Raw genomic sequence first — 21,536 nt, 5'->3', positions numbered from 1 at the left:
CGTAGAGGTGGTCAAAACCGCAATTCAGCGTTACCCATCTCAAGAACCTTTCAGGAGCACACATGTCTGATGCGCAGAAAACCCGCCGCGATAAATTGGCCCGCCAGTTTATTGCCGCAATCCCGCATGCCCAGGCCTTGGGCATGCAGGTGACCGAAATTGATGACGGCAAGGCTGTGATCGCCATGGATTATGATGCCCGTTTCATCGGTGATCCCGAAACAGGGGTCATCCACGGAGGCGCTGTTTCGGCGCTTATGGATACCTGCGCAGGGGCGGCCGTGATGGCGCATCCGGCGGCAGCACTTGCGACGGCGACGCTGGATTTGCGCATCGACTATATGCGCCCCGCCACCCCCGGTGACCGGATCACGGCGACGGCAGAGTGCTATCACGTGACCCGTTCGGTTGCTTTTGTGCGCGCCACGGCTGTGGATGCAGACCCCTCGCGCCCGGTCGCCACGGCAACGGGCGCCTTTACGATTGAAAGGGGCAAATCATGAGCCGTCGCCCTGAACCCGTGCAAGTCATCAAACAGCGCCGCGATGCGACCCTTGCTACGCTGGTCGCAGGCGTGCCCTATATCCAGTTTCTGGGGATCAAGATTGACCGGCGCGGCGATGAGCTGACCGCTATTCTTCCCTACGATGATAAACTGATCGGCAACCCGATGTTGCCGGCCTTGCACGGCGGTGTCACGGCCGCCTTTCTGGAAGTGACCGCGATTGTTGAACTGAGTTGGGCCATGATCTGGGAGGATATGGAGGCGGGCAAGTACACGGACGATGCGCCGCGCATTCAACTGCCAAAGACGATCGACTTTACCGTCGATTATCTGCGGTCGGGTCTGCCGCGCGATGCCTATGCGCGTGCGCGTGTCAACCGTTCGGGCCGGCGCTATGCCTCTGTCCATGTCGAAACATGGCAGGATAACCGCAGTCGTCTTTTTGCCTCTGCCACGGGTCATTTCCTGATGCCCGAACGCGATGGCTAGCGCACTCACCCACAAACGGGTGCTTGCAATTGCCTTGCCGATTGTGCTGTCGAATGCGACGGTCCCGATCCTCGGTGTGGTCGATACCGCTGTTGTCGGGCAGTTGGGCGAGGCCGCACCGATTGGCGCAGTGGGCATCGGCGCGATTATCCTGTCCGCGATCTACTGGATTTTCGGTTTCCTGCGCATGGGGACTACGGGCCTGACATCTCAGGCAAGCGGGGCAGGGGACAGGGATGAGGTAGATGCGCTTTTGTCGCGCGCGCTCTTGATCGGCATATCGGCGGGCCTTGTCATGATCATCGCGCAGGTGGTGATTTTCAACGCCGCCTTCTGGATATCCCCTGCAAGCGCCGAGGTGGAAGCCTTGGCGCGCGACTATATGGTCATCCGCGTCTGGTCTGCCCCTGCCACAATTGCGCTTTATGGTATTACCGGCTGGCTGATCGCGCAGGAACGCACGCGGGCGGTGCTGGTCATTCAGGTGGGGATGAATGGAGCGAATATTGCCCTGAGTTTCTGGCTTGGCCTGCAACTGAGCTGGGGTGTTGAGGGGGTGGCTTGGGCCACGTTCATAGCGGAATGGGGCGGTCTGGTGTTGGGGCTGTGGTTTTGCCGCAGTGTCTTTGGGCGTGCTGCCTGGTTGTCGGCGGCGCGGGTGTTCGATCTGATACGGCTGCGGCACATGGCGCTGGTCAACTCCGACATCCTGATCCGCTCGGTGCTTTTGCAGGCGATCTTTGTGAGCTTCCTGTTCTTCGGCGCGGACTTTGGCGATGTGCAATTGGCCGCCAACCAGATCCTGATGCAGTTTTTGCAGGTCACCGCCTACGCGCTTGACGGGTTCGCTTTCTCTGCAGAGGCGCTCGTCGGTCAGGCGCTGGGCGCGCGTGTGCGGGCCGCGTTGCGGCGCAGCGCGCTATTAAGCAGTCTGTGGGGCGGCATTGTTTGTGCAATCCTCGCGCTGAGTTTCGCGCTCTTTGGCGGGCGGGTGATTGATGTCATGACAACTGCACCCGAAGTGCGCGAGGTCGCGCGCATTTACCTGCCCTATATGGTGCTGGCCCCGATTGTAGGCGTCGCGGCATGGATGCTGGACGGGATTTTCATCGGTGCCACCCGCACCAAGGACATGCGCAACATGATGGTGATTTCCGCGCTGGTCTATTTCGCCACGGTGTTGCCGCTGATGGCACTTTTCCAAAACCACGGGCTCTGGATTGGCTTGTTGCTCAATTTCGTGGTGCGCGGTGCAACGCTGGCGTGGAGATACCCCGCGCTCGAGGCCGAGGCCGACAGGCCACGCTCAAGTCCAGTCGCCGCGCCCTGATCCCACAGCGTCGGCGACAGTCGCGAAACCATCACGTTGCAGCAGAGTGTCGAGGCCTTGTGCGATCTCACCTGCGAGGGAAATGCCGCTGTAGACAAGGGCTGTGTAAAGCTGCACCGCAGAGGCTCCTGCGCGGATTTTCTGATAGGCCTGCTCCGCCGATCCAACGCCGCCCACACCGATAATCGGCAGTGTCGTCAGCCCTGCCAGTTGCGCGAGCACCCGCGTGGATTTTTCAAACAGCGGTTGGCCGGAGAGCCCGCCCATTTCCGCCTTATGCGGCCCATGCAGACCCGCGCGATCAAGTGTGGTGTTCGTGGCGATGATCGCATCAATGCCTGACGCATTTGCGACCTCGGCCACTTCGGCAATTTCATCGGCGCTGAGGTCCGGTGCGATTTTCAGGAATACAGGGATCGGGTCAACCAATGCCGCGCGTGCCTCCATCACCCCGTCCAGCAACGCGGCAAGGGCGGCCTTGCCCTGCAGATCACGCAGCTTTTCGGTGTTGGGCGAGGAGACATTGACAGTCGCAAAGTCCACGACCGGACCGCAGCGCGTCAGCACCGTTGCGAAATCTGCGGCCTTGTCGGCACTATCCTTGTTGGCCCCAAGGTTGAGGCCGATCACGGTACCTTTAGGCCGCTGGGCAAGGCGGGCGGCAATCGCCTCCATCCCGTCGTTGTTGAACCCGAAGCGGTTTATCGCGGCCTGATCCTGGGTCAGGCGAAAGAGGCGCGGTTTCGGGTTGCCGGGCTGGGGGCGGGGGGTTGCGGCGCCGACCTCAAGAAAGCCAAAACCGGTTTTGGACAGGGCGTGCAAAGCGGTGGCGTTCTTGTCAAAACCGGCGGCAAGACCGACAGGGTTCGGCAGGTCCAGTCCGGCCAAGGTGGTGCGCAATCGCGGGGACGTCACGGGACCGCTGCGCGGACCAAGCCCGGCGTTCAACGCCTTGAGCGCGAGGCCATGTGCTGTCTCGGGGTCAAGCAGGCGCAGCGCGGGCAGACCGATTTGTTCTAGCGCCTTCATCACAGCTCCGGAAACTGATGCACGCCGTCCACCACAGGCAGTGGCTTGCTCCATACCACATCGTCCATGCGCAGTTTGCGGTAAAGATGTGGGAAGAGCACACCTTCGCGCGCGGGCTCCCATTTCAGCGGGTCCAGCGTGTCGGCCTCGACCGCCAAAAGCACCAGCCCTTCAACGCCGGAAAAGTATTTGGCCGCCGTCTCGGCCACGGTCGCAGCGGTCGAGAAATGGATATAGCCATCTGCCACATCAATTGGTGCACCGACGGTTTCGCCAGCGGCCTGCAGGGCGGCCCATTCATCGGCCCGGAATATTTTATAAATCAGCATGGGCGTGTCATGGCTTTTACACATGCGTTGGTCAAGCATCCACGCACAGTCAGTTGACGCAAGGGCCACTAAACTAGGCAGTTATTAAATTTGACTCTCGCAAATCGCCTCGCCACTCTGACAACATTCCAACCTTGGGGGACCTAGACCTATGATGTTACGTATCATGACAACGACCTGTGCCATGGCCATGATGGCAAGCACAGCTATGGCTGATTATACTTTGCACGTTATTCACACCAATGACCTGCATAGCCGGATCGAGCCGATCAACCGCTTCGATTCCACCTGTAGTGCCGAAGATAACGCGGCTGGTGAATGCTTTGGCGGGATCGCGCGGGTGATTACGAAAATCAACGAATTGCGCGAAGAGTTGGCTGGCGAAAACGTCATTCTTCTTGATGCAGGCGACCAGTATCAGGGCAGCCTGATGTACACGACCTACAAAGGGGATGTGGAAGCTGAATTCATGGAACTGATCGGCTATGATGTCATGGCGGTTGGCAACCACGAATTCGATGACGGTGACGAAGGTCTGCGCAAGCTGACTGACGCTGTGTCCTTCCCTGTAATCTCGGGCAATATTGATGTTTCAAGCTCGAACATTCTGGCAGGGCAGGTGGACAACCACGTCGTTCTCGAAGTCGGTGGCGAGCGGATTGGTATCATTTCGGCACTGGCTGTTGATACGGCTGAAACATCCAGTCCGTCGGACGCCGTGATTTTCACACCCGAGACCGAGAGCCTTGCGGCGGACGTCGCGGCTCTGGAAGCGGACGGTGTGACCAAGATTATCGCGCTCAACCACGTTGGTGTGACTAAGGATATGGCGATTGCCGAAAGTGTTGCAGGCATTGATGCGGTTGTGGGTGGTCACTCGCACACGCTGTTTTCAAACACCGAAGAAGGTGCGATGGCCTATCCGACGATGGTTGGTGACGTGCCCGTTGTGCAGGCCTATGCCTATTCAAAATACATTGGTCATCTGACACTGGTGTTCGACGACGCCGGCAATCTGACATCTGCGACGGGTGATACATATCTGCTGGATGCCAGCGTGGCTGAGGATGAAGCCGCAGTTGCGCGTGTCGCCGAACTGGCCGGTCCTATCGAGGTCATGAAGACCCGCATTGTCGCCGAGGCTGCAGATGTGATCACCGGTGACCGCGAAGTCTGCCGTGCGATGGAATGCCCGATGGGCAACCTTGTGGCGGATGCGATGCTTGATCGTGTCAAGGATCAGGGTATCCAGATCGCAATCCAGAACGGTGGCGGTCTGCGCGCAACCATCGACGCCGGTGAAGTGACCATGGGCGAAGTGCTGTCGGTGCTTCCTTTCCAGAACACGCTGTCGACCTTTCAGGTGACTGGCGCAGATATCGTCGCGGCGCTTGAAAACGGTGTTGGCCAGATTGAAGAGGGTGCAGGCCGCTTCCCTCAGGTCGCAGGCATGTCCTTTACGGTTGATGCTGCTGCAGCGCCCGGTTCGCGTATTTCTGACGTGATGGTCGGTGGCGCGCCGATTGATCTGGCAGCAACCTACGGCGTGGTTTCAAACAACTACGTGCGCAATGGCGGTGATGGTTACAGCATGTTCGAGGATGCGATGAATGCCTATGACTATGGCCCCGATCTGGCTGATGTCACGGCAGAGTACCTTGCCGCGAACGCACCCTACCAGCCTTATACGGACGGTCGCATTACCATGCGCTAAGCTGACTTGGTGAAACATCGGATGCGCCGCGGGAAACCGTGGCGCATTTTTTGTTTCGGCTTGTAAAAGATTAATCAAACTTCATTCTTGACGCGCGCAAAGAAATTGTTTCCGATGGAAAAGTGCGCTCGGTACAAAGGATGGGTCGCGATGGCCGAGAAAAAGATCAAGAATATGGAAGAGTTTTCAGCCGTCAGCGGTATTTCGCGGCCGACGGTGTCAAAGTTCTTCAACAATCCCGACAGCGTGCGCCAATCGACCCGTGCCAAGATCGAAGCGGCGGTTGAGAAATACGACTACCGGCCCAATATTTTCGCGATGAACCAGAACCGCAAGCTGACCAAGAATGTCGGGATTGTGGTCCCATTGCTGACAGACCCTTATTTCGCCGAAATCGCGCGCAACCTGGAACAGCGCTGTCTTGATGCGGGCTATCGGCCCACGCTGTTCAGCGCGCATGGCGATCCTGCTCTCGAAGTCGAGGTTCTTGACAACCTTCGGTCGATGAAGCCGGCAGGTGTTCTATTGGCACCCTTGGGGCGCGCATCGGACCGCGTCGCCTTGGAGAAATTCTGTCGGGATGTGCCGACTTTGATTTTTGACAGTAGCGTGGATCAGCTGGGTCTGGCCTTTGTGGGATCGGATAACTTTCAGTTTACATCGCATATTACGGACTATCTCTGCCGCACCGGCGAACCCCCTTGCTTTTTCGAGATGAAGACACCGGCAAACCCGAACGCGCACAGGCGCAGGCAAGCCTATCTGACCGCCATGGAAACCTTCGGCTATACGCCGCAGGTGATTTCGGTTGAAGGTGAAGGCTGGGGCTTTGAAGAGATCGGGCGTCTGGGGGGGCATGATGCCTTGGCGAACCGGAGCTTTGGCACCAATACGGTCCTGTGCAGCAATGACCGTTTGGCGATCGGTCTTTTAACGGCCTGTTATGAACGGAACGTCCGTGTGGGGCGCGGACCTGACTGTACGATTCGTGTGGCCGGGCAGGACGGGCATCCGCATTCGCGCTATACCTGCCCGCCGCTCACGACGATTTCACATGACTATGACGCCGTTTCGAAGCGTGCCGCCGAGGCGCTTTTTGAGGCGATCGACGGCGATGTATCACCTTGGAAAAGCACGCGAATAGAGGGCAAGCTCGTCCTGCGGGACTCGGCCTAGCCTCTAAATACTTTACGCGCGTAAAAATTTAGTTGACGGCGCGTTGTTCTTTCCCTTAGCGTGGGTTCATCACATCCAATAGGGAGGAACACCGGATGTCTTTGAAGAGCACTCTTTGTGCTGCCACTGCGCTTACGCTGGTCACAGCTGGCGGCGCTTTCGCAGACGCACACTCCGCAACGATCACCATCGCGACCGTGAACAACGGCGACATGATCCGTATGCAGGGTTACACCGATCAATTCACTGCAGAAACAGGGATCGCCGTTGAATGGGTGACGCTGGAAGAAAACGTTCTGCGCCAGCGCGTAACAACTGACATCACCACAAACGGTGGTCAGTTCGACATCATGACTATCGGCATGTACGAAACACCGATCTGGGGTGCAAACGGCTGGCTGGTTGCACTGGATGATCTGTCCGCAGAATACGATGCGGCCGATATCCTGCCTGCGATGGCCGGCGGTCTTTCCTATGACGGGACACTTTTTGCAGCGCCATTCTACGGCGAAAGCTCAATGGTCATGTATCGCACAGACCTGATGGAAGCCGCTGGCCTGGAAATGCCAACTGCGCCGACATGGACATTCATCCGCGAAGCCGCGGCTGCGATGACTGACCGCGACGCCGAAATCAACGGTATCTGCCTGCGCGGCAAGGCCGGTTGGGGTGAGGGCGGTGCTTTCATCACAGCAATGTCCAACTCTTTCGGCGCACGCTGGTTCGACATGGACTGGAACGCACAGTTCGACACAGAAGCTTGGGCGAACACGCTGAACTTCTTCAAGGGCATGATGGATGAAAGCGGCCCTGCCGGTTACGCGACCAACGGCTTTAACGAAAACCTGTCGCTGTTCAACCAGGGCAAGTGCGGCATGTGGATTGACGCGACTGTTGCGGCATCCTTCGTGACAGGCGCTGACTCGACTGTTGCTGACAGCGTTGGTTTCGCACTGGCACCTGACAACGGTCTGGGCAAGCGTTCCAACTGGCTCTGGGCATGGGCGCTGGCAATTCCTGCGGGCACACAGCAGGAAGCAGAAGCCAAGCAGTTCATCGAGTGGGCCACGTCCAAGGACTACATCGAGCTGGTTGCAGCCAACGAAGGCTGGGCAAACGTTCCTCCCGGTGCGCGTACATCCCTGTACGAAAACCCCAACTACCAGGCGGTGCCTTTCGCGCAGATGACGCTGGACTCGATCCTGTCGGCTGATCCGAACAACTCGACCGTTGAGCCAAGCCCATATGTTGGTGTTCAGTTCGCTGCGATCCCGGAGTTTGCAGGCATTGCGTCGGAAGTAAGCCAGGAATTCTCTGCCGCATATGCCGGTCAGCAGACTGTCGAAGAGGCGCTCGCCAAAGCTCAGGCGATCACCAACGAAGCAATGGAAGCTGCTGGCTACCGCTAGCACTCCTCCCAGGCCAAGGGGCAGTACCCGTAGCTGCCCCTTGGTGCAAAACCCTTCTGCACTTACACTTTCACCTGACAACAACGCGTAATTATTCCGTGGTTGTGACCAGAGGAGATGCATCCAAATGGCGACCAAAGCTTCCCGATCCGCTGCCAGACTAATGATGGCACCCGCTGTGATCCTGCTCTTGGGCTGGATGTTGGTTCCCCTCATCATGACCTTGTGGTTCTCTTTCCGTGTCTATCTGCCGCTGCGTGGCGGCGACCAAGGCTGGGCCGGATTTGACAACTACATCCGCTTTGTGACCTCGAGCGCCTTTTGGCCCTCGGTCCAGACCACCCTGATTATCGTTATCGGCGTTTTGGCCATTACAGTAATCTTCGGCATCCTGATCGCGCTCTTGCTGGATCAGCCGATCTGGGGGCAGGGCGTTGTCCGTATCCTTGTCATCGCACCATTCTTTGTCATGCCGACTGTGTCGGCGCTGGTGTGGAAGAACATGTTCATGGATCCTGTGAACGGTCTTTTCTCGCACCTCTGGCGCTTTTTCGGGGCCGAGCCTGTCAGTTGGCTATCGGACGCCTCCTTGCCCTCGATCATCATGATCGTCAGCTGGCAGTGGCTGCCGTTTGCCACACTCATCCTGCTGACGGCGGTCCAGTCGCTTGACAGTGAACAACTCGAAGCCGCTGAAATGGATGGCGCGCCTTGGCACAAACGTTTCTGGTTCCTTGTGCTGCCGCATCTCAGCCGCGCGATAACGATTGTGATCCTGATCCAGACCATCTTCCTGCTTGCGATCTTTGCCGAGATTTTCGTGACCACAGGGGGCGCTTTTGGAACACGGACACTGTCCTACCTCATCTTCCAACGCGTGCTGGAAAGCCAGAACGTGGGTCTTGGTTCCGCCGGTGGTGTCTACGCCATCATCCTTGCAAACATCGTCGCGATCTTCCTGATGCGGATCGTCGGTAAGAACCTGGACTAATATCATGGCACGCTCTGTTACCCCCCGCCGGAAGCTTCTCAACACCACCGCCGCATGGGCGATTGGCCTGCTGATCTTCTTTCCGATCCTCTGGACGATCCTGACCAGCTTCAAGACCGAAGCACAGGCGATTGCGGCGCCGCCGATCTTTCTCGGGTTTGATTGGACGCTCGAAAACTACCGTGTTGTGTTGGAGCGCTCGGACTATGCCCGCTTCTTGTGGAACTCGATCATCATCGCGGGTCTGTCGACGCTGATAGGTGTTGCGATTGCGGTTCCCGCTGCCTGGTCGATGGCGTTTGTGCCATCCAAGCGGACGAAAGACATCCTGCTCTGGATGCTCTCGACCAAGATGTTGCCTGCGGTGGGTGTGCTTTATCCGATCTACCTGCTGTTCATCCAGCTGGGACTTCTGGATAGCCGTGCCGGTCTGGTGGTTGTCCTGATGCTGATCAACCTGCCGATTATCGTCTGGATGCTCTATACCTACTTCAAGGAAATTCCCGGCGAAATCCTTGAGGCGGCCCGCATGGACGGTGCAACCTTGCCACAGGAACTGCTCTATGTGCTCACGCCAATGGCAATCCCGGGCATTGCGTCGACCATGTTGCTCAACTTCATTCTGGCATGGAACGAGGCCTTCTGGACCCTGAACCTGACAGCCGTCAACGCCGCACCATTGACCGCCTTTATCGCCAGCTATTCCAGCCCCGAGGGTCTGTTCTTTGCCAAGCTCAGTGCGGCTTCGACCATGGCGATTGCGCCGATCCTCATCCTTGGCTGGTTCAGCCAGAAACAACTTGTCCGCGGCCTGACGTTCGGCGCGGTGAAATAAGGAACTGTAGACATGGGACAAATCGAACTGAAGCAGGTGACCAAGTCTTTTGGCGACGTACAGGTCATTCCACCGCTTGATCTGACCATCCACGATGGCGAGTTCACGGTCTTTGTCGGCCCATCTGGCTGCGGTAAATCCACACTTTTGCGGCTGATCGCAGGGCTTGAGGACATCTCATCGGGCCATATCGAGATCGACGGCAAAGACGCCACCGATCTGGTACCCGCCAAGCGCGGCCTTGCGATGGTGTTCCAGTCCTATGCGCTTTACCCGCATATGTCGGTGCGCAAGAACATCGCTTTCCCGTTGCGGATGGCCAAGATGGACCCCGCCGAAATTGACCGCCGCGTGAATGCCGCAGCCGAGGTGCTGAACCTTGCCGATTATATCGACCGGCGTCCCGGGCAGTTGTCTGGTGGTCAGCGTCAGCGCGTGGCGATTGGCCGTGCCATTGTACGCGAACCTTCGGCCTTCCTGTTCGACGAACCTTTGTCCAACCTTGATGCGGCTTTGCGTGTTGGCATGCGGATGGAAATCTCCGAGCTGCATAAAAAGCTCAAGACGACCATGGTTTACGTGACCCACGATCAGGTCGAAGCGATGACAATGGCCGACAAGATCGTGGTCTTGCAGGCCGGTGTGATCGAACAGGTCGGCTCTCCGCTCGAACTCTACCGCCGCCCGCGCAACACTTTTGTGGCAGGCTTTATTGGCTCACCCAAGATGAACCTGATCGGTGGCGAAGAGGCTGCCAAGCATGATGCGGCCACGATCGGAATTCGCCCCGAGCATATCGACGTGGTCGAAAGCGACGGCATGTGGCAGGGCTCTGTCGGCGTGGCCGAACACCTTGGTTCTGATACGTTCTTCCATATCCACAATACTGGTCTGACAGAGACGATCACTGTCCGTGCAATTGGCGACATCAACCTGACGCATGGTGACACGATCCATCTGAATCCGCGGATGCACGAACTCCACCGCTTTGATGCTCAAGGTCTGCGGATTGACTGATGCAACTGGCCGGTAAAACTGCGCTGATTACAGGGGCCGCCCGCGGCATCGGGCTTGCCTTCGCGAAGGCCTATACGGCTGAAGGCGCGCGCGTTGCGATTGCGGATATTGATCTGGCGCGGGCGCAGGAGGCGGCGTCCGGGATCCAAGGTGCTGTGGCTGTAAGGATGGATGTTTCCGATCAAGCCAGCATTGAGGCGGCGGTTGGCGAGGCCGCCGAGGGGCTGGGCCAGATCGACATTCTGATCAACAACGCTGCGATTTTTACGGCAGCCCCGATTTCAGAGATCACGCGCGCCGACTATCAGCGTGTCTTTGACATCAATGTCGGAGGCACCCTGTTCACGATGCAGGCCGTTGCAGCCCATATGATCGAACGGGGTATCAAGGGCCGCATCATCAACATGGCGTCACAGGCAGGCAGGCGGGGTGAAGCCCTTGTTTCGGTCTACTGCGCATCCAAGGCAGCAGTGATCAGCCTAACGCAATCGGCAGGGCTAAACCTGATCGCCCACGGGATCAACGTCAACGCCATCGCACCCGGAGTGGTGGACGGCGAACACTGGGACGGGGTGGATGCGTTTTTTGCCAAATACGAAGGCAAGGCCCCCGGGCAGAAGAAAAAAGAAGTGGGCGAGGCGGTACCTTTTGGCCGGATGGGCACTGCCGAGGACCTGACAGGGATGGCCGTCTTTCTGGCCAGCGATGCGGCAAATTATATCGTTGCGCAGACTTACAACGTCGATGGCGGGAATTGGATGAGTTGATGAATATCCGGCAGAGAACCGATCTGGTGAAACTGAGTGATCAGACGCTTGCAGAGTTGCCTGAGGATATCTTGCGGCCAACCTACGACCGCTCCGCGCTGACGGCGGGGATCGTCCATATCGGTCTGGGCAATTTCCATCGGGGGCATCAGGCATGGTACTTGCATCGCCTGATGCAAAAGGGACTGGCCCATGACTGGGCGATTGTCGGAGCTGGCGTGCGTGCTGGCGACGCGGCGCAGCGTGAACGATTGGCCGCACAGGATTACCTGACCACACTGATTGCCTTGGATCCGGCAGGCAGCACAGCCGAGGTTGTCGGTTCCATGATCGATTTCGTGCCGGTTGAGGAAAGCAACGCCGCGCTGATTACGCAAATGGCCGACCCTGCAATCCGCATTGTCGCGCTGACCGTCACCGAAGGTGGTTACTATCTGGATCCCGCCACCAAGGGATTTGATGCCGAGCACCCTGATATCCTGCATGACGCAAAGACGCCGGACGCACCCGTCACCGCCTTTGGTGCGATGATCGCGGCCCTTAAAAAGCGTCGTGCCGCGGGGGTTGGCCCTTTCACCTGCCTGTGTTGCGACAACCTGCAAGGCAATGGCGCGATCCTGCGCCAAACAGTGGTATCCTTGGCGCGCCTTTCTGATCCGGACCTCGCGGACTGGATCAATGACAACGCCAGTTTCCCCAACTCGATGGTCGATTGCATCGTGCCTGCGACGGGTCCGAATGAACTTGCGCTCGTGCGCAGCCTCGGCATTGATGACGCCTGCCCTGTGACCCACGAGACCTTTCGCCAGTGGGTGATCGAGGATGATTTTTGCGCTGGCCGGCCCGATTGGGACCTTGTTGGTGCGACCTTCACCGATGATGTGCATGACTTTGAGGCGATGAAGATCCGCGTGCTGAACGGCGGCCACCAGATCATTGCGAACGCGGGCGAGTTGCTGTCGATCGAGACGATCTCGGGATGTATGGCCAATGACGATATCCGTGCGCTCTTTGAAAAGGTTGCTACTTCAGAGATCCTGCCGCACCTCAAAGCGGTGCCCGGCATGGAACCCAATGCCTATGTTGATCTGATTTCGCGCCGGTTCTCCAACACACGGATCGTCGACACGACGCGGCGTGTGGCCTTTGACGGCTCATCGCGGCACCCCGGATTCCTGATCCCGTCCATTCAGGACGGATTGGCGGCGGGCACGCCTGTTGCAGGGCTTGCATTGGTTGAGGCAATCTGGGCGCGCATGTGTGCAGGCCTGCGCGAAGATGGCAGCGAGATTGCGCCGAATGATCCCAATTGGGATACGTTACAGTCATTGGCGCAATATGCGCGCGAAAATCCGGCGCTGTGGCTCAAGCAGACAAAGTATTACGGCACACTCGGTCATGAGGCACGTTTCGCCGATGCCTTTGCGGCGTGGCTCGACATGCTCTGGACAAAAGGCACGACGGCAACGATCCGCGCCTATCTCACGGTTGCGGGCTAGATTTTCCTCTCTTGCATCACGATGATGGAGCTTCGGATATTTGTCTTGCAGAGCAAGACAGCCAAAGCAGGGTGCCGCAATGACGATGACTGACATACAAGGTGGAAATCCCGGAGCCGCTGACGCACAGGGTTTCTGGATGGACGATGCGCGTCATCGCGCCTGGCTTGGTGCCCAAAGTGAAAGCCAGTTGAGATTTTTCGCTGCCAGTGCAGGGGACGCGCCGGGCTTTTCAATGCTGGATCACGGCGGCGAAGTGCTGGGTTCGGATGTGCAGGAACTGCATGCGACCACGCGCATGATCCACGCCTACAGCCTTGGCCACTTGCGCGGGTATCAAGGAGCAGACCGGATCATTGATCGGGGCATGGCCTATATTGCAAGTCACCACAAAGACCCTGTGCATGGCGGCTATTTTTGGGCGCTGTCGGACAAGGGCGTGCATGATGAACGCAAGCTGGCTTATGGCCATGTCTTTGTCTTGCTGGCCGCGAGCAGCGCAAAGATCGCGGGTCATCCAGACGCTGATGCGCTTTTGACGGATATCGCCGAGGTGCTTGACCGAAGGTTCTGGGAGGAAGACGCCGGTCTGTTCAGCGACGAATGGAACCGCGACTGGACCCCGTTTTCCACCTATCGCGGGATGAATGCCAATATGCACGGTGTCGAGGCTTTGCTGGCAGCATATGAAGCGACGGGTGAGGCCATGTTTCTTGACCGTGCCGGACGTATCCTCGATTTTTTCCTCCATCAGATGGCACCGCAGAATGCTTGGCGTTTGCCCGAGCATTATACGAACGATTGGAAGATTGATCGTGCCTACGCGGGCAATCATATGTTCCGCCCTATGGGCACCACGCCGGGCCATTCGTTTGAACTGGGGCGTTTGGCGCTCCAGCACTGGGATTTGTCCGGGCGGCCTGCGAACGGCGCACCCAAAGCTGCGCGCAAACTGATTGAACGTGCCCTTGCCGATGCATGGCTACCGGAGGGTGGCTTGGCCTATACGCTTGATTTTGACGGAAAGGTTGCCGATGGATCGCGGTTCTGGTGGCCCGTTACCGAGGCGATTGGTGCGGTGACGGCCCTGATTGTCATGGACCGAAACCCAGCCGATGAAATCTGGTACAGGCGGTTGTGGGCTTTCGCGGATGCGCATTTCGTCGATCACGCGCGCGGCGGCTGGTATCCTGCCATTGACGACCATGGCCAGCCCACAAGTTCAATCTTCACCGGCAAGCCTGATATCTACCATTCATTGCAGGCCTGTTTGTTACCTTTGGCGGGTCGTCTGTCACGTCTGGTGCTTGCACCCGGGACGTAAGTCGGGTCATGTAGCGTTAGCGCTAACCCTTTTGGTTGACGTAGCGTGGTGGCACTGCTTGAGTCAGCCTCGTTAGGTAGCAGTGTCTTGCATGTAAAGAAATTCGTCGGAGTGACACCATGACAAATTCTGATCGCGTCGATAGACCGGATTTTCTGACGCAGGATGTACTGGTGGCGCTGAATGGCGGGGGACACGCGGCGCCCTATGAGGTCTTGGGGCCGCATAAAAGTGGCCGGAAACGCTGGATTGTCACGTTCCAGCCGGCAGCGGTTGAGGTTTTTGCCACTGTTGCAGGGAAAGACACCCCTCTGGCGCGTATTGCGGGCGATGTTTTTGCGGCACCTGTGGCAGGTAAAACCTATACGCTGACCATGCGCTACCCAGACGGCAGCACCTTTACCACACGCGATCCCTATGCCTTTGATCCGGTGCTCAGCGATGTCGATGAATACCTGATCGGTGAAGGCACCCATAAAGAGCTTTGGCGCGCTTTGGGCGCGCATGTGATGAAACATCAGGGTGTTGCGGGCACCCATTTCGCCGTCTGGGCCCCCAACGCCCAGCGCGTCAGCGTGATTGGCGATTTCAATACATGGGACGGACGCCGCCACGCTTTGCGACCCGTAGGGCAAACCGGTGTGTGGGAGATTTTTATCCCCCAGGTTGGCGATGGTGCCCTTTACAAATATCAGGTCACCGGGGCTGATGGACAGACCCGCGACAAAGCCGATCCGATGGGGTTTGGCTCGCAACATCCGCCAGAACAGGCGTCGGTCGTGCGTGATCTTGCGGGCTACGGCTGGAAAGATGCCCAATGGATGAAGTCGCGCGCTGCGCGTGCTGACCGGGCCAGCCCGATGACGATCTATGAGGTGCACCTGGGCTCTTGGCGGCGGCGCTATGATGATGGTGGGCGGCCGCTGAGCTATAAGGAACATGCCCGCGATCTGATCGCTTATGCGAAATACATGGGCTTTACCCATATCGAACTGCTGCCTGTCTCCGAGTTTCCTTTTGACGGATCATGGGGCTATCAGCCTGTAGGGCTTTATGCACCCACAATCCGATTTGGTCCCCCGAATGAATTCCGTGATCTGGTGGATACAGCCCATGCCGAAGGCATCGGCGTCCTGCTGGACTGGGTGCCGGGGCATTTCCCGACGGATGCGCATGGTCTCGCGAAATTTGATGGCACGGCGCTTTATGAACATGCTGATCCGCGCGAAGGGTTCCATCAGGACTGGAACACGTTGATCCCGAACTACGGGCGGCGCGAGGTGAAGAATTACCTTCTGGCCAACGCGCTTTATTGGCTTGAGGAATACCATCTTGACGGTCTGCGGGTCGATGCCGTGGCGTCCATGCTTTACCGTGATTATTCGCGCGCCGATGGCGAATGGGTGCCCAACAAAGACGGCGGGCGCGAGAATTACGAGGCGATCGCCTTTTTGCAGGATATGAACATTGCAGCCTATGGGGCTGATGCCAGCATCATGACCGTGGCCGAGGAAAGTACATCTTTCCCCGGTGTGTCGCAGCCGGTGCATGCGGGTGGGCTTGGGTTCGGGTACAAATGGAACATGGGGTGGATGAACGACACCCTGCGCTACATGGAAAAAGACCCGATCTATCGCCAGTATGATCACCATCTGATGACCTTCCCGATTGATTGGGCCTTTACCGAGAATTTCATCCTGCCGATCAGCCATGATGAGGTGGTCCATGGCAAAGGCTCTATGATCGCCAAAATGCCCGGAACCGAATGGGATAAATTCGCCAACCTGCGCGCCTATTATGCTTTCATGTGGACCCAACCGGGCAAGAAGCTTTTGTTCATGGGGTGCGAGTTCGCCCAGCCCGAGGAATGGAACCACGACGCGGAGTTGAATTGGGGTGCGGCCGAGCAGCCCGCCAACAAGGGCGTGCAGCAGTTGGTGCGTGACCTGAACAGGCTGTACCGTGAAACGCCCAGCCTGCACGTCAAAGACTGCGAAGCGGCGGGTTTCCAGTGGATTAGCAATGATCCGAGCCAATCGACAATTGCTTTTCTGCGCCGTGGCAACGCGGGTGATGCACCGGTTGTGGTGGTTTGCAACCTTACGCCCGTGACCCGTGAGGGCTTTCAGGTCGGCGTGCCAGAGGCCGGTTTCTGGGAGGAAGTGCTGAATACTGACGCCGCCGTCTATGGCGGTGACAACCGTGGTAATCTGGGAGGATGCACGACGGAAAATAGCCCCGCTGACGGGCAGGCGCAGTCGATCCGGCTGACGCTGCCGCCCTTGTCGGTGGTCGTTCTGCGTAAGCAAACTACGTAAAATTAAAGATAAAAGAGGGGGAGACGACATGCCAACAAAGCGTATCACACAAAGATCTATGGTTTTCGTGCTGGCAGGGGGACGGGGAAGCCGCCTGAAGGAACTGACCGACCGCCGCGTCAAACCTGCGGTGCCGTTTGGCGGCAAGGCACGAATTATTGACTTTGCTCTGTCGAATGCCGTCAATTCCGGCATCCGCAAAATGGCGATTGCCACGCAGTACAAAGCGCACAGCCTGATCCGTCATACCCAGCGCGGCTGGAACTTTTTCCGTGCTGAACGCAACGAGTTTCTCGATGTGCTGCCCGCCTCTCAGCGCGGAGGTAATGAAAGCTGGTACAAAGGCACCGCCGATGCCGTGACCCAGAACATCGACATCGTCGACAGTTATAATGTTGATTACGTGATCATCCTTGCGGGCGATCATATCTACAAGATGGATTACGAAATCATGCTGCGCCAGCATGTGGAATCCGGCGCTGATGTCACCGTCGGTTGTCTGACTGTTCCGCGTCAGGAGGCCACGGCCTTTGGTGTCATGGATACCGACGCCGAGGGGCGGATCACCAGTTTTCTGGAAAAACCGGCCGATCCGCCGGGCATGCCCGACAACCCCGATATGGCGCTGGCGTCGATGGGGATTTATGTCTTTGATTGGAAATTCCTGCGTGATCTGCTGATCAAAGACGCCGAAGACCCCAATTCCTCGAATGATTTCGGCAACGATCTCATCCCCGATATCGTCAAGAACGGCAAAGCCATGGCGCACCGTTTCGACGAAAGCTGCGTCCGCGCCGACGGCGCGCCGGCCTACTGGAAAGACGTCGGAACCGTTGATGCCTTCTGGCAGGCCCATATCGACCTGACCAATTTCACGCCCGAGCTTGATCTCTGGGACAAGAACTGGCCGATCTGGACCTATAACGAAAGCGTGCCGCCTGCAAAATTCATCCATGATGAACGCGACAGGCGCGGGATGGCGATTTCGTCGATGGTATCGGGCGGCTGCATCATATCGGGGACAGAGGTGCGCAATTCGGTGCTTTTCACCAATGTGCACACCAATTCCTACGCCGTGCTGGATCACGCCATTATATTGCCTGATGTCGTCGTCCACCGCTCGGCCAGACTGCGTCAGGTCGTTGTCGATGGTGGTGTTGTGATCCCCGAGGGTCTTGTGGTGGGTGAGGACCCGCATGAGGATGCCAAGTGGTTCCGTGTCACCGACCGCGGTATTACCCTGATTACCCAGGATATGCTGAACAAAAGGGCCGCTGCTTTATGACCAAAGCCCTCTTTGTCGTCTCGGAATGCGCGCCGCTGGTGAAGACCGGCGGGCTCGCGGATGTGGCGGGCGCTTTGCCCGGCGCATTGGCGCAGCACAGTGTGGCTGTGCGCGTTCTGCTGCCCGGGTACCGTGTGGTGCTGGGGCAGATTGGCAAGGCAAAGGTGGTGGCGACCTACAAAGACCTGTTTGGCGGCGCGGCGAAACTGCGCGCCTGCAACATCGCGGGTGTCGATCTGCTGATCCTTGACGCCCCGCATCTTTATGATCGCGATGGTGCGATTTATGGTGATGCCACGGGCCGTGACTGGCCTGATAACCCCGAACGCTTTGCAGCGCTTTGCAAAGTGGGCGCAATGATCGCGGCCGAAGGGGTGGACGGCTGGACGCCTGACATCGTGCATGGTCATGACTGGCAAGCGGGCCTTACGCCTGAATATATGCGGGACTTGGACGTTGATGTGCCCTTTGTTTTTACGATCCACAACATCGCCTTCCAAGGGAATGCGGATGCAGGCAAGCTGAAAGCACTTGGTCTTGATCCTGCGCGCTTTACGACCGAAGGCTTTGAATTTTGGGGGCAGATATCGGCACTCAAGGCGGGATTGGTCGGTGCTGCCAAAATCAATACGGTCTCGCAAACCTATGCAGAAGAGTTGCTGACGCCTGAATTCGGCATCGGTATGGACGGCGTTTTACGCATGCGACAGGCGGACCTTTCGGGGATCGTTAACGGGATTGATCTGGATGCGTGGAATCCGCAGACCGATCCGAATATCACACCATACAAAACGGCAAGCGGGAAAGACGCTAACAAGAAAGCGCTCCGCAAAACCTTCGGGCTTGGCAAATCGGATGGTCCGCTCTGTGTTCTCGTTTCCCGCCTGACCGAGCAGAAGGGGATTGATCTGTTGTTGGAGGCGCTGCCTGCACTGTTGGATCGCGGCGGTCAGTTGGCGCTTCTGGGTTCGGGTGATCCCAAGCTTGAGGTGGCTTTATTGGAAGCCGCAACAAGTAACCCAAATGTTGCTGTCAAAATCGGCTATGACGAAGCGCTGTCCCACAAAATGATGGCAGGGGGCGATGCAATCCTTGTGCCTTCACGGTTCGAACCCTGCGGCCTGACCCAGCTTTACGGGTTGCGCTATGGCACCGTGCCACTGGTGGCGCTGACTGGTGGTCTGGCCGATACGGTGATCAATGCCTCACCCGCAGCCCTTGCGCGTGGTGTTGCAACTGGCGTCCAGTTCTTTCCGATCAATGCACAGGCGCTTGCCAATGCGTTCACCCGCCTTGGCGATCTTTACGCGGACGGCAAAACGTGGAAAGCGATGCAGCGCAACGCCATGAAACAACCTGTCGGCTGGGAGACCTCGGCCTTGGCGTATAAAGCCATCTATGCAGACCTGACAGAGGCAACACCTTGAACCTTGGACCTTTCGCAATCCGGCCCGGTCGTCCGACACCTCTTGGGGCAACGGTGGACCCTGACGGCGTAAACTTTGCAATTTTTTCGCGCCATGCCACCAAGGTGATGCTGTGTTTGTTTGATGAGAATGGTGTTGAGAACCAGATCATCACGCTGCCAGAACGGGAAGGCCATGTCTGGCACGGCTATTTCCCCGGAATGAAGGCAGGCCAGCAATACGGTGTCCGGATGGACGGGCCATATGCGCCCGAAGAGGGGCACCGCTTTAATCCGTACAAACTTTTGATTGATCCCTACGCCAAGCAACTGACGGGCCATCCGACGTGGCATAATGCGCTCTTCGGATATCAAACAGGGCATAAGGACAAGGACCTCAGTTTCGACAAGACCGACAGCGCGCCATACATGCCGCGCTGTGTCGTTGTTGATCCAACGTTCAACTGGAACAACGCGAACGAGCCCCACCATGCGATGGAAAGCACAGTCATCTACGAGGCCCATGTCAAAGGCCTGACAGCCGGTCGTCCCGATATTCCCAATCGCGGAACCTATCTGGCGATGGCCTCGGACCCGATCCTTGAGCATCTCAATAATCTTGGTGTTACGGCCGTCGAGCTTTTGCCGGTCCAGGCCTTTATAAACGACAAATTCCTGCTGGATCGTGGGCTGACGAACTATTGGGGTTACATGACTTATGGGTTCTTCGCCCCCGATCCGCGCTATATGCAAGGCACGGATATTGCCGAGTTCCAGCAGATGGTGCGCCGCTTCCATTCCGCGGGCATCGAGGTGATTTTGGACGTGGTCTATAACCACACCGCCGAAGGCTCAGAGCTTGGGCCGACACTGATGTTCCGGGGACTGGATAACGCCAGCTACTACCGTCTGGCCGATAATCCGCGTTACTACATCGACGACGCAGGTTGCGGGAATACGCTTGATTTCGAAAACCCCTTTGTGATCCGGCTTGTGATGGACAGTCTGCGCTACTGGGTTGAGGTCATGCATGTGGATGGCTTCCGCTTTGATCTTTGCACAGCACTTGGGCGCACCGCTCGGGGGTTTGAACGCGACGGGCCGTTCTTCCGTGCGATCGGGCAGGACCCTGTGCTGAACAAGGTCAAGCTGATCGCGGAGCCTTGGGATATCGGGCCGGGGGGATATCAACTTGGTGCATACCCGGCACCCTTTGCCGAATGGAACGACAAATACCGCGACAATGTACGTGAATTCTGGCGCGGGGATGCGGGCAAGGTCCCTGACATGGCGGAACGGCTCACAGGCTCTGCGCCCTATTTTGACCATGACGGGCGTGCGGCGACATCGTCTCTGAATTTCCTGACGGCGCATGACGGCTTCACCTTGCACGACACCGTCAGCTACAGCCGGAAGCATAACAAGGCCAATGGCGAGGATGACCGCGACGGTCATGCGCACAACTATTCGGACAATATGGGTATTGAAGGGCCAACCAAGGACGCGGATATCAATGCCGCGCGTATGCGCCGCAAGCGCAACATGATGGCCACATTGATGCTGTCCCAAGGCACGCCGATGGTGCTGGCGGGGGATGAGCTCAGCAATTCGCAAGGTGGCAACAACAATGCCTATTGTCAGGACAACGAGATCGGCTGGGTCAACTGGCCTGACAAAGAAGACCCGTTTTTTACCTTCTGCCAGCAGGCGATTGCCTTTCGCAAAATGCATCCGCTGTTGCGCCAGACCCGTTTTCTGCATTCGCGCCAACGCCTGATTGATGGCGAGCCTGATCTGTTCTGGCGGCGTGTCGACGGCAAGGCGATGAGCCAAGAGGATTGGGACGACGCGGGCCTCGATACCTTGGTGGTCGAAATGCGCATGGCGTCGGGATCACCGGAATATGTCAAACGTGAAGGCGCTTTGTTGGTCGTTCTGAACCGCGGGGAGGCGGTTGAGATTACGGCACCCGAGTTGCCAGAAGGCGACCAGTGGGTGCGTCGCTTTGATACCAGCCAGGAGGATGCCATTAAAGTGACGCCGGGGCTCACCGTCGCGGCAGACAGCGTTGTGGTATTTTCACACGAAAGCGCAGAGAGGTAATCTGCGACAAC

At 57.8% G+C, this 21,536-nt stretch carries 18 protein-coding genes; 16 read left to right on the top strand and 2 right to left on the bottom strand.

The features are described from left to right. Positions 1 to 62: 62 nt before the first annotated feature. Genes C7964_RS09075 through C7964_RS09065 form a run of 3 tightly spaced genes read left to right on the top strand, consistent with a single transcriptional unit; the run spans position 63 to position 2,324 of the window. The gene (locus C7964_RS09075; RefSeq protein ID WP_110279318.1) at positions 63 to 503 is read left to right on the top strand and encodes a PaaI family thioesterase; all 441 of its coding nucleotides are present in this window, start codon (positions 63 to 65) and stop codon (positions 501 to 503) included. Further along, positions 500 to 994, top strand: coding sequence for a PaaI family thioesterase (locus C7964_RS09070; protein WP_110279317.1), 495 nt, complete (start codon positions 500 to 502; stop codon positions 992 to 994). The genes C7964_RS09075 and C7964_RS09070 overlap by 4 nt, the downstream gene beginning before the upstream one ends. After that, on the top strand, positions 987 to 2,324 hold the full coding sequence (locus tag C7964_RS09065) for an MATE family efflux transporter (RefSeq protein ID WP_110279316.1): 1,338 nt from the start codon (positions 987 to 989) through the stop codon (positions 2,322 to 2,324). The genes C7964_RS09070 and C7964_RS09065 overlap by 8 nt, the downstream gene beginning before the upstream one ends. Here C7964_RS09065 and C7964_RS09060 read toward each other — a convergent pair. After that, positions 2,301 to 3,353, bottom strand: coding sequence for a quinone-dependent dihydroorotate dehydrogenase (locus C7964_RS09060; RefSeq protein WP_110279315.1), 1,053 nt, complete (start codon positions 3,351 to 3,353; stop codon positions 2,301 to 2,303). The two genes, C7964_RS09065 and C7964_RS09060, sit on opposite strands and share 24 nt — an antisense overlap. Next, positions 3,353 to 3,682, bottom strand: coding sequence for a DUF952 domain-containing protein (locus tag C7964_RS09055; RefSeq protein ID WP_110279314.1), 330 nt, complete (start codon positions 3,680 to 3,682; stop codon positions 3,353 to 3,355). Before C7964_RS09055 ends, C7964_RS09060 begins: the two co-directional genes overlap by 1 nt. 151 nt (positions 3,683 to 3,833) lie before the next feature. Between C7964_RS09055 and C7964_RS09050 the strand changes: the two genes are divergently transcribed. The 13 genes from C7964_RS09050 to glgX all read left to right on the top strand — a co-directional run bounded on the left by C7964_RS09050 (position 3,834) and on the right by glgX (position 21,525). Beyond that, a complete protein-coding gene (locus tag C7964_RS09050; RefSeq protein ID WP_110279313.1) occupies positions 3,834 to 5,396 on the top strand; it encodes a bifunctional metallophosphatase/5'-nucleotidase in 1,563 nt (520 codons plus the stop codon). 150 nt (positions 5,397 to 5,546) lie between these two features. Next, entirely contained in the window at positions 5,547 to 6,572 is a 1,026-nt protein-coding gene (locus tag C7964_RS09045) for a LacI family DNA-binding transcriptional regulator (protein ID WP_110279312.1), read from the top strand. Between the two features lie 95 nt (positions 6,573 to 6,667). After that, positions 6,668 to 7,981, top strand: coding sequence for an ABC transporter substrate-binding protein (locus C7964_RS09040; protein ID WP_055291981.1), 1,314 nt, complete (start codon positions 6,668 to 6,670; stop codon positions 7,979 to 7,981). A gap of 127 nt (positions 7,982 to 8,108) precedes the next feature. Continuing rightward, positions 8,109 to 8,972 carry a carbohydrate ABC transporter permease gene (locus C7964_RS09035; protein WP_110279311.1) on the top strand — a complete coding sequence of 288 codons (864 nt, stop codon included), beginning with the start codon at positions 8,109 to 8,111 and terminating at the stop codon, positions 8,970 to 8,972. Positions 8,973 to 8,976: 4 nt separating this feature from the next. Beyond that, positions 8,977 to 9,807 carry a carbohydrate ABC transporter permease gene (locus C7964_RS09030; RefSeq protein ID WP_110279310.1) on the top strand — a complete coding sequence of 277 codons (831 nt, stop codon included), beginning with the start codon at positions 8,977 to 8,979 and terminating at the stop codon, positions 9,805 to 9,807. Between the two features lie 12 nt (positions 9,808 to 9,819). After that, a complete protein-coding gene (locus C7964_RS09025; protein WP_110279309.1) occupies positions 9,820 to 10,824 on the top strand; it encodes an ABC transporter ATP-binding protein in 1,005 nt (334 codons plus the stop codon). Then, positions 10,821 to 11,591: an L-iditol 2-dehydrogenase gene (locus C7964_RS09020; RefSeq protein ID WP_110279308.1), complete on the top strand. Its 771-nt coding sequence runs from the start codon at positions 10,821 to 10,823 to the stop codon at positions 11,589 to 11,591. The genes C7964_RS09025 and C7964_RS09020 overlap by 4 nt, the downstream gene beginning before the upstream one ends. After that, complete coding sequence (locus tag C7964_RS09015) at positions 11,591 to 13,090, top strand: mannitol dehydrogenase family protein (RefSeq protein ID WP_110279307.1); 1,500 nt, start codon at positions 11,591 to 11,593, stop codon at positions 13,088 to 13,090. Before C7964_RS09020 ends, C7964_RS09015 begins: the two co-directional genes overlap by 1 nt. Before the next feature lie 85 nt (positions 13,091 to 13,175). Further along, on the top strand, positions 13,176 to 14,414 hold the full coding sequence (locus tag C7964_RS09010) for an AGE family epimerase/isomerase (RefSeq protein ID WP_110279475.1): 1,239 nt from the start codon (positions 13,176 to 13,178) through the stop codon (positions 14,412 to 14,414). 119 nt (positions 14,415 to 14,533) lie between these two features. Then, entirely contained in the window at positions 14,534 to 16,732 is a 2,199-nt protein-coding gene (gene glgB / locus C7964_RS09005) for a 1,4-alpha-glucan branching protein GlgB (protein ID WP_110279306.1), read from the top strand. A gap of 28 nt (positions 16,733 to 16,760) precedes the next feature. Then, the gene (glgC, locus tag C7964_RS09000) at positions 16,761 to 18,017 is read left to right on the top strand and encodes a glucose-1-phosphate adenylyltransferase (protein WP_110279305.1); all 1,257 of its coding nucleotides are present in this window, start codon (positions 16,761 to 16,763) and stop codon (positions 18,015 to 18,017) included. Then, entirely contained in the window at positions 18,014 to 19,444 is a 1,431-nt protein-coding gene (glgA, locus tag C7964_RS08995) for a glycogen synthase GlgA (RefSeq protein ID WP_110279304.1), read from the top strand. Before glgC ends, glgA begins: the two co-directional genes overlap by 4 nt. Further along, positions 19,441 to 21,525, top strand: a complete 2,085-nt coding sequence (glgX, locus tag C7964_RS08990) for a glycogen debranching protein GlgX (RefSeq protein ID WP_286163855.1) — start codon at positions 19,441 to 19,443, stop codon at positions 21,523 to 21,525. Before glgA ends, glgX begins: the two co-directional genes overlap by 4 nt. The last annotated feature ends 11 nt before the right edge of the window (positions 21,526 to 21,536 follow it).

Origin of the sequence: Loktanella sp. PT4BL (genome assembly GCF_003201935.1) — a bacterium.
Classification (GTDB): domain Bacteria; phylum Pseudomonadota; class Alphaproteobacteria; order Rhodobacterales; family Rhodobacteraceae; genus Yoonia.
This window is presented reverse-complemented; position numbering and strand designations above follow the sequence as displayed.

Bases quoted from the DNA above. Each gene is read 5' to 3' on its own strand.
- C7964_RS09060 (WP_110279315.1), bottom strand. From the start codon at position 3,353: ATGAAGGCGCTAGAACAAATCGGTCTGCCCGCGCTGCGCCTGCTTGAC.
- C7964_RS09035 (WP_110279311.1), top strand. From the start codon at position 8,109: ATGGCGACCAAAGCTTCCCGATCCGCTGCCAGACTAATGATGGCACCC.
- glgC (WP_110279305.1), top strand. From the start codon at position 16,761: ATGCCAACAAAGCGTATCACACAAAGATCTATGGTTTTCGTGCTGGCA.
- C7964_RS09025 (WP_110279309.1), top strand. From the start codon at position 9,820: ATGGGACAAATCGAACTGAAGCAGGTGACCAAGTCTTTTGGCGACGTA.
- C7964_RS09055 (WP_110279314.1), bottom strand. From the start codon at position 3,682: ATGCTGATTTATAAAATATTCCGGGCCGATGAATGGGCCGCCCTGCAG.
- C7964_RS09075 (WP_110279318.1), top strand. From the start codon at position 63: ATGTCTGATGCGCAGAAAACCCGCCGCGATAAATTGGCCCGCCAGTTT.
- C7964_RS09070 (WP_110279317.1), top strand. From the start codon at position 500: ATGAGCCGTCGCCCTGAACCCGTGCAAGTCATCAAACAGCGCCGCGAT.
- C7964_RS09030 (WP_110279310.1), top strand. From the start codon at position 8,977: ATGGCACGCTCTGTTACCCCCCGCCGGAAGCTTCTCAACACCACCGCC.
- glgB (WP_110279306.1), top strand. From the start codon at position 14,534: ATGACAAATTCTGATCGCGTCGATAGACCGGATTTTCTGACGCAGGAT.
- C7964_RS09065 (WP_110279316.1), top strand. From the start codon at position 987: ATGGCTAGCGCACTCACCCACAAACGGGTGCTTGCAATTGCCTTGCCG.
- C7964_RS09010 (WP_110279475.1), top strand. From the start codon at position 13,176: ATGACTGACATACAAGGTGGAAATCCCGGAGCCGCTGACGCACAGGGT.
- C7964_RS09040 (WP_055291981.1), top strand. From the start codon at position 6,668: ATGTCTTTGAAGAGCACTCTTTGTGCTGCCACTGCGCTTACGCTGGTC.
- C7964_RS09015 (WP_110279307.1), top strand. From the start codon at position 11,591: ATGAATATCCGGCAGAGAACCGATCTGGTGAAACTGAGTGATCAGACG.
- C7964_RS09045 (WP_110279312.1), top strand. From the start codon at position 5,547: ATGGCCGAGAAAAAGATCAAGAATATGGAAGAGTTTTCAGCCGTCAGC.
- C7964_RS09050 (WP_110279313.1), top strand. From the start codon at position 3,834: ATGATGTTACGTATCATGACAACGACCTGTGCCATGGCCATGATGGCA.
- glgA (WP_110279304.1), top strand. From the start codon at position 18,014: ATGACCAAAGCCCTCTTTGTCGTCTCGGAATGCGCGCCGCTGGTGAAG.